Genomic DNA, 6,142 nt, shown 5'->3' with positions numbered 1-6,142 from the left:
ACTGTCGGATATGGTGCCAGACCGCAAAACCGCAGGCGACGAAATCGTAAACCGCCTCTCCGACGCCGCATCCCGCGTCGCAGAAGGTGCCAAAGACGAAGCCAAGCGCGTGGGCCTCGTCGGCGATCCCAACCCCTAAACCAACTTGCCGAGCAGATAGCCTCTGCTCGGCAAAGGGTTAATCACGCCTCAAGCCGATTGGCAGTGGAAGTGGCGAATGAATGAGCGCTCAATAAGTGATCGTCACCGCTACGCTGTCTGAATAAATCCCGGCCGGCGGGGTCGGCTGCAAAGGCACACGGCCATAGACCGAATATTGTTGCGCGCCGCCACTCCCAGCACTGGTTTGCGCTGTGCCAGATGAAAGCGCGCCCCAACTCAGCGTACGTCCAGCGTTCTGGAACAGGCCGTATTCGATTTGATGGCCTGCACCATCCTGCATACGTCGCGCGCCGTTTGCTCGGGAATGCAGCCCTGCGTTCAGTCCGACGGAGTAGGCGGACAGCGGGGTACATGTCACATTGATTTGACTGCTCGCGTCGTGATTTTTGTCTAATAAGCCCACAGAGCCGAAGTTAAGGTCGGTGGCGCTGACCAAGCAGTTGGCGCTTACACTGGCCTGAACGGTGAAAGTGAACGTGCCAGTACGATTGGTGCAAAGCAATAGCAGGCTGCAGGTGCGATAGTCGACCCGTACATCGGTGGGATTGCGGTCAAATACCGACTGATAACTGCCCGGCACGACATTGGTCTGCCCTCCGGTGACGCGGCCGTAAACCTGAACCTGCACGGCACTGCCAGATTGCAGCGACAGCAGCGTCGCGCCAGATAAGGTTATCGGACTCCCGCCAAACGACCAATAGCTTGAGCCGATGATCTGTGTTCGCGCCGCGTTGCTGTACAATTGATAGGTCAGCGGTGTGGCGGTCGTCAGGCCGGCCATGCGGCGGCTGGATGCTGTCGCACCGCCACGCCCCTCGCCTATGCTGATGGTCATCGTCATTGATGACAGCAGACCGACAAAGGCGCTGCACCGGACAGTTATGGTACCGGTGGTGTCCGTAGCGCCTGCGCCCAGCGTATCGACGGCGCCGAAAGCCAGATTTGTTGCGGAAAACGTGCAGCTTTGCGCTTGTGCCGTGCTGGCTACGCAAAAGCACGCCGCGATTGTCAGCGCCAGCGTCCAAAGTATACGTCGCATCATTGGCACACCACATCGTCGATTTGGCTGATCGTCCCCGGTTCGTCCACGTAGGCGAACAGAGCGCTACAGTCGCTTCCGTCCGTGTTTCGCACGACCAGTTCGTTTTGCATCTCAAGCCCCATTGCATAAACGATGCCGTCATATCCGACTAAGAACGTCTCGCCTGTACCGGTCAGCACCGCGTTGAGGCCAACTGGCATTGGCTCGCCCTGCGGGGTCACCAGTTCGACCATGGCGCTTGCGGGATTGGTGCTGATAGCAAAATCGACCTTGACGCCGCTGCGGTGCGCGGGGCGGATGGTGGCGTTTGTGCTAGGCACATCTGCATCCAACGGCAATGTGCCGGGGTCAATGGCCAGGCTGTTGGTGTCATAGGACCTCAGTCCCGGAACGAGCAGCTTGCCCGACCGCCCCGTGGTGCCGACACTGCGGTTTTCAAACAGGACATCCACGCCGGGCGCCCCGACATCCACGACCGCAAAAGCATCGTCGATACGGTTCGTCGTAAATATGCCACCGCCGGAAGCGACCAGCGACCCCTCGAGGCGCAGGCCAACACTACGTTCCGCCCCCGAAACACGGGTTCCGAATTCGACAGTGCCATAGCCAAACTGGCGGCGGGCGCTTGCTTGCAGGCCGGTGTCGGTGTCGCGTGTTGCTTGGACTCGCCAATCCCACCCTGCGGACGGGTCTTCCGGATGCCCCGAAGCCGAGAGGCTGTGCCGCCACGCGCCGTCGCGGTGCTCAAAGCTGGCACCGACGGCGATGCGCTTACTTAGCGGTACGTACAGCCCCAAGCCCGCTACAACATCGGAATTGTCGCCCTCGACGGCCAGCAGGGTCAGGCTTAGCGTGCTCGCCTCGAAAATTTGCCGCGTATAAGAGACACCGAGACTGCTGTCCGGCCGGGCACCCAAGCGACGCGCATCGGCATAGAACAGGCTTGTGGTGCCGCCGCCGCCGCCTTTGCCCAAGGGCAGGCTGACGGACAGTTGATCAAGGCTTACCAAGGCCCCGGACAGACCGGTGTCAGGACCGAGCGGTTCCGCGGTGGCGCGGGCAATATCGGAAAAGGCGCCTTGCGTGCGCATCACCCGGCCGGAGACCCGTAGCTTGCCAAAGCTCAAACCGGCCTGGGCCTCGGCCAATGTCCCTGTGCCAAGGTCGGACCGGCTGTGCGCCATGTTTAAGCTGGCAGTGCCCAAGGTGCCTATGCGGAAGGTCGCGCCAAGCCCGCCCATCTGCAAATTCGCGCTGCCTTCGACATGGGCTGCGAGCGTGACCGCATTGGTCAGCCCGAACCTAAGCGTGGCCGCGCCGACAAGTCCGGCACTATAACGGTCGCTTTCCGTGCCGATGCCCAGACGCGGACGGCCCAAGGCGACGGCAAAGTCAACCAAGCCTTTCCGCATCAGATCAGATGACACCAAGAATGGCAGGTCAAGCCGGGTTTCCCGTCCGGTCACATCCCGCAGGATAACCTGCGCGTTGCCGGACCCCTGCCAAAAGGCAGATCGGTCAACGAAAACGGCCCAGCAGGAACCGAGGCTGAGAAACGGCGAATCGAGTCCGAATACACATCAACCGTCGATGGTACGGCGGCGCTGCCTTCAAAACTGGGTAGCGGAATGGTCACTAGGTCCGGACGCAGATCAAAATTGCGTTCAATAAGTATGCCACCCAATCGCACGGGCCGCGTCCACGACGGACCACGGGTGGTGATGTCGCCGATTTGCACCTGCACGGAGCGTTTGGGCAGGGCCGTGCGCCAAAAGGTCTCCAACCGGGTATAGGCAAGCCCGGTCTGCGAGCCAGCCGCGGCCTCTGACAGTGAAAAGCTGTGGCTAAGTGCGCCAATAGGCAAGAAAACCCGGGAATCAAAGTCCGCATAGGCGGTCGTCGCGTTGGAACCCGTGACTTGGGCTTCCAGCGAAAGGTTGTAATTTAGGACTACACCGAAGCCTTTGTCCACGCGATCCCCTTCGGGCTCGGCTGGAAGCTCGCCAGATTCTGCGTCCTGTGGCGGATCCATCGGCCCGGTCTCAATCTCGGGTGCCGCAGAGATGACTTTTGACGCCAAGGCTGCACCTCCTGCGACAAAGGAAATAGTCTGTGCGGCCTCGTCAATCTGGTAGGTCACGCCGGGCAGCCGGTCGATGCGAATTTCGCCTTGCGTGCCCGCTTCGAGGGGAAGGATGCCGGTGTTGGCCAATTCCTGCCCGTCCGCCGTAAGGCCGCCATCGGCAGTTTCGCTAAAGCGCGTGATCAAACCGGTGGCGGCCTGATTGATGAAAACTTCAAGGAACAATTCGCGCTGGGAAAATGACCCGGCCTGCTGGGCAGGAGCGCTGTCGGCCAACGTAAACATGCAGCCGACAGCCGTGGCCCAGAAGGCCAACGGAATGCTACCTTTGCGAAACAGCGGCACTCAGCGGACCCCGGCTTGTGACGGCTTGCAGCGACAGCGGTCCATTGCGGAACTTGGACGCGGAGCCCAGAGGAAAGCGCATCGAAGCACCGCCAAGAACATAGCCGAACAGTCCCTTGTGGCTGTCCACCGTGCCGCCACCCTGAACCAACTCTACATCCGCCAGACGGAGGCGAACATCGCCGGTATTCTTCGCCTCAAGCACCGCGCGCCCGCTGTCACGGGTCAACGACCAACGCACTTCGGGCAGTCGCGCACCGGAGGCGACAAAGAACACCGGAATGCGCAACCGCGTCACGAAAGCAACCGTACCGGCCTGACTGCGGGACAGGTCGGGCACTTCATCGACAAAGACGCGGTACGCCTCTTCACCGTTAACGCGGGTTTTGGTGGTGCGCACGATCCGCACGCTTTGCTTAGCACCCGGCTTCAGGCGCGTCATGGGGGGGCTTACCACCACGTCGCGCGTCGGTTCGTACCGCTCCTCTCCGCCCTCTTGCACCCAGCGATACACGCGGGCTTGGATGGTGATGGCTTGGGGGCCATCATTTCGCAGGGCAAGTGTCGAGGTTGCGCCGGGGGCCGTAACCTCGATCGTTACGGGCGACACCCGCAACCCTTCCGCAAGCGCCGCCTGCCCAGATGCCAACATCGTCAAAAGCGCCAGCAGTCCCGCCGAAGCCCATGTCAAGCCAAGTATTGTCGCGTTGCGTTTCATCTGTTTCCCAATCAGAACGTGACCGTCGCGGTGACCGTGTCGGTATAAACGCCGGTTGCCGGGGTAGATTGCGCCGGAACCCGGCCATAAATCGTAAGCGCCTGCGCAGAACCAGTACCGATGCTCGCAACGGTATCGGTGGGTACGGTGTTGCCCCAGTTCACGGTGCGCCCGGCATTTTGAAACAGCTGATAGGTGATAATGTCTGTGGCGGGCGAGGTCATCCCACGCAGGGCAGTGGAGGCACCAACGGCAGCTCCTGCATCAAATCCGATGTCATAGGGAGTGCCGGTCGTACAGGTAACCTCCAGCGTGGCCGTCTGATCAACCGCAGCGGTCAGCACGCCCGAAGTGCCGAAGTCCAGCGTCTCCGTAGAGGTGATTTCACAGTCATCCGCAATAGTGATCGTCACGTCGAAAGTATCGGTCGCGGTTTGCGCGAAAGCAGGGTCCGATACCGTGAGCGCCAAGAGCGTTAAACATAAGCGTTGCGAAGACATGAACAATTCCATTTCATTTGAGGAGGGTGGTCGATGCGTGGTGTACCCGCGCGATGATATCGTCTGGCGTCGAACGTCGGCCAAGTTATCGTGATCAAAGAGAACAGTGCGTCAATCACACCTGTGGTGCGGCTGGGCGCAAATTGCAACCCAAGATTGTAGTTTAGATGAATATTTTCGCTCTCAAGGCGAACAGGCGGCGCTTGTACAAGCCGTCAGCTCGCTTCCCACGGCATATCGCTCGATCACAGCGCCGATAATGGCACTTACAAGCCCAGCGTGTAGCTCGGAGTGTCAAGCAAGGTGCACCCTGCAATTAATTTGGCCAGACTTAGGGCGCGCCAACCGCGCGCGCGCAAGCTCGCGGTCAATAAAAAAGAGGGCCGCAAGCGGCCCCCTTTTAACTCGTTAGCAGCTACTTACCGCCGCCGCCTTGATCGCGCCCGCCGCTTGCTTCCCCGCCTTTGCGGCCAGCTTCAGCTGCACGTTCGGGATCGTTCTTGAAGTTGCCGCCCGAGGCTTCGCCACCCTTGCGACCAGCTTCAGAAGCCCGCTCAGGATCGTTCTTAAAATTGCCACCCGAGGCTTCGCCACCCTTGCGACCAGCTTCAGAGGCGCGCTCAGGATCGTTCTTGAAGTTACCGCCAGAAGCCGAGCCGCCTTTGCTGGCAATTTCACGCTGCTTTTCGTCGTCCATCGAGGCGAAGCCGCGGTTTTCGGTGCCGCCGCCTTGACCGCCACGGTTATTTTCTTGTGCCATGGTATAGTCCTCCTTAATAACATGGTAATTAAAAATCGTTTGAATGAGCAAAACGTTCCCTTAAAATCACCAGAAATATAAAACGACCAAAGATTAAATCCGTGCGGGGATGGTGTTAATGTAAGGCACCCGTGCGCGGTGGATGCTGCAATCTCTCCGGAGACAGCCGACAATTTATTAGGTAATGAAAGACGCGCTCAGGTGATTGCCCGCTGCAATGCGTCCATTACAATTCAAAGTGTTATTCGCAATAAAATGGCTTTTCGCTCGACAACCGAAACGAGCAATTAAAACCAGTCGCTCGTACAATCGACGGCTTTTCGCCAATTGCCGCAACTTAAGTAGTTATCTTAATCTGTTGCCGAGCAGAGGTTATCTGCTCGGCAAGTTGGTTTAGGGGTTGGTATCGCCGACGAGGCCCACGCGCTTGGCTTCGTCTTTGGCACCTTCTGCGACGCGGGATGCGGCGTCGGAGAGGCGGTTTACGATTTCGTCGCCTGCGGTTTTGCGGTCTGGCACCATATCCGACAGT

The 6,142-nt window shown here is 59.4% G+C and carries 6 protein-coding genes; all 6 read right to left on the bottom strand.

From position 1 onward, the window contains the following. Window positions 1-229: 229 nt before the first annotated feature. Window positions 230-1,201, bottom strand: a complete 972-nt coding sequence (locus JWS10_RS06750; protein ID WP_299505701.1) for a spore coat U domain-containing protein — start codon at window positions 1,199-1,201, stop codon at window positions 230-232. Next, window positions 1,201-2,670 carry a fimbria/pilus outer membrane usher protein gene (locus JWS10_RS06745; RefSeq protein ID WP_299505699.1) on the bottom strand — a complete coding sequence of 490 codons (1,470 nt, stop codon included), beginning with the start codon at window positions 2,668-2,670 and terminating at the stop codon, window positions 1,201-1,203. Before JWS10_RS06745 ends, JWS10_RS06750 begins: the two co-directional genes overlap by 1 nt. Further along, window positions 2,667-3,632 (bottom strand): hypothetical protein, encoded by a 966-nt coding sequence (locus JWS10_RS06740; RefSeq protein ID WP_299505697.1) that lies wholly within the window; start codon window positions 3,630-3,632, stop codon window positions 2,667-2,669. The genes JWS10_RS06745 and JWS10_RS06740 overlap by 4 nt, the downstream gene beginning before the upstream one ends. Beyond that, window positions 3,610-4,350 carry a molecular chaperone gene (locus JWS10_RS06735; RefSeq protein WP_299505695.1) on the bottom strand — a complete coding sequence of 247 codons (741 nt, stop codon included), beginning with the start codon at window positions 4,348-4,350 and terminating at the stop codon, window positions 3,610-3,612. The genes JWS10_RS06740 and JWS10_RS06735 overlap by 23 nt, the downstream gene beginning before the upstream one ends. An 11-nt stretch (window positions 4,351-4,361) precedes the next feature. Continuing rightward, entirely contained in the window at window positions 4,362-4,850 is a 489-nt protein-coding gene (locus JWS10_RS06730) for a spore coat U domain-containing protein (protein WP_299505693.1), read from the bottom strand. A 415-nt stretch (window positions 4,851-5,265) separates the two neighbouring features. Then, window positions 5,266-5,610 carry a general stress protein gene (locus JWS10_RS21235; protein WP_366943520.1) on the bottom strand — a complete coding sequence of 115 codons (345 nt, stop codon included), beginning with the start codon at window positions 5,608-5,610 and terminating at the stop codon, window positions 5,266-5,268. Window positions 5,611-6,142 lie beyond the last annotated feature (532 nt).

The organism is Cypionkella sp. (genome assembly GCF_028290025.1).
Lineage (GTDB): Bacteria > Pseudomonadota > Alphaproteobacteria > Rhodobacterales > Rhodobacteraceae > Cypionkella.
The sequence above is the reverse complement of the archived record's forward strand: the minus strand, read 5'-3'. Positions and strand labels throughout refer to the sequence as shown.

Coding starts and splice junctions, on each gene's coding strand:
- JWS10_RS06750 (WP_299505701.1), bottom strand. CDS start 1,201: ATGCGACGTATACTTTGGACGCTGGCGCTGACAATCGCGGCGTGCTTT.
- JWS10_RS06735 (WP_299505695.1), bottom strand. CDS start 4,350: ATGAAACGCAACGCGACAATACTTGGCTTGACATGGGCTTCGGCGGGA.
- JWS10_RS06730 (WP_299505693.1), bottom strand. CDS start 4,850: ATGTCTTCGCAACGCTTATGTTTAACGCTCTTGGCGCTCACGGTATCG.
- JWS10_RS21235 (WP_366943520.1), bottom strand. CDS start 5,610: ATGGCACAAGAAAATAACCGTGGCGGTCAAGGCGGCGGCACCGAAAAC.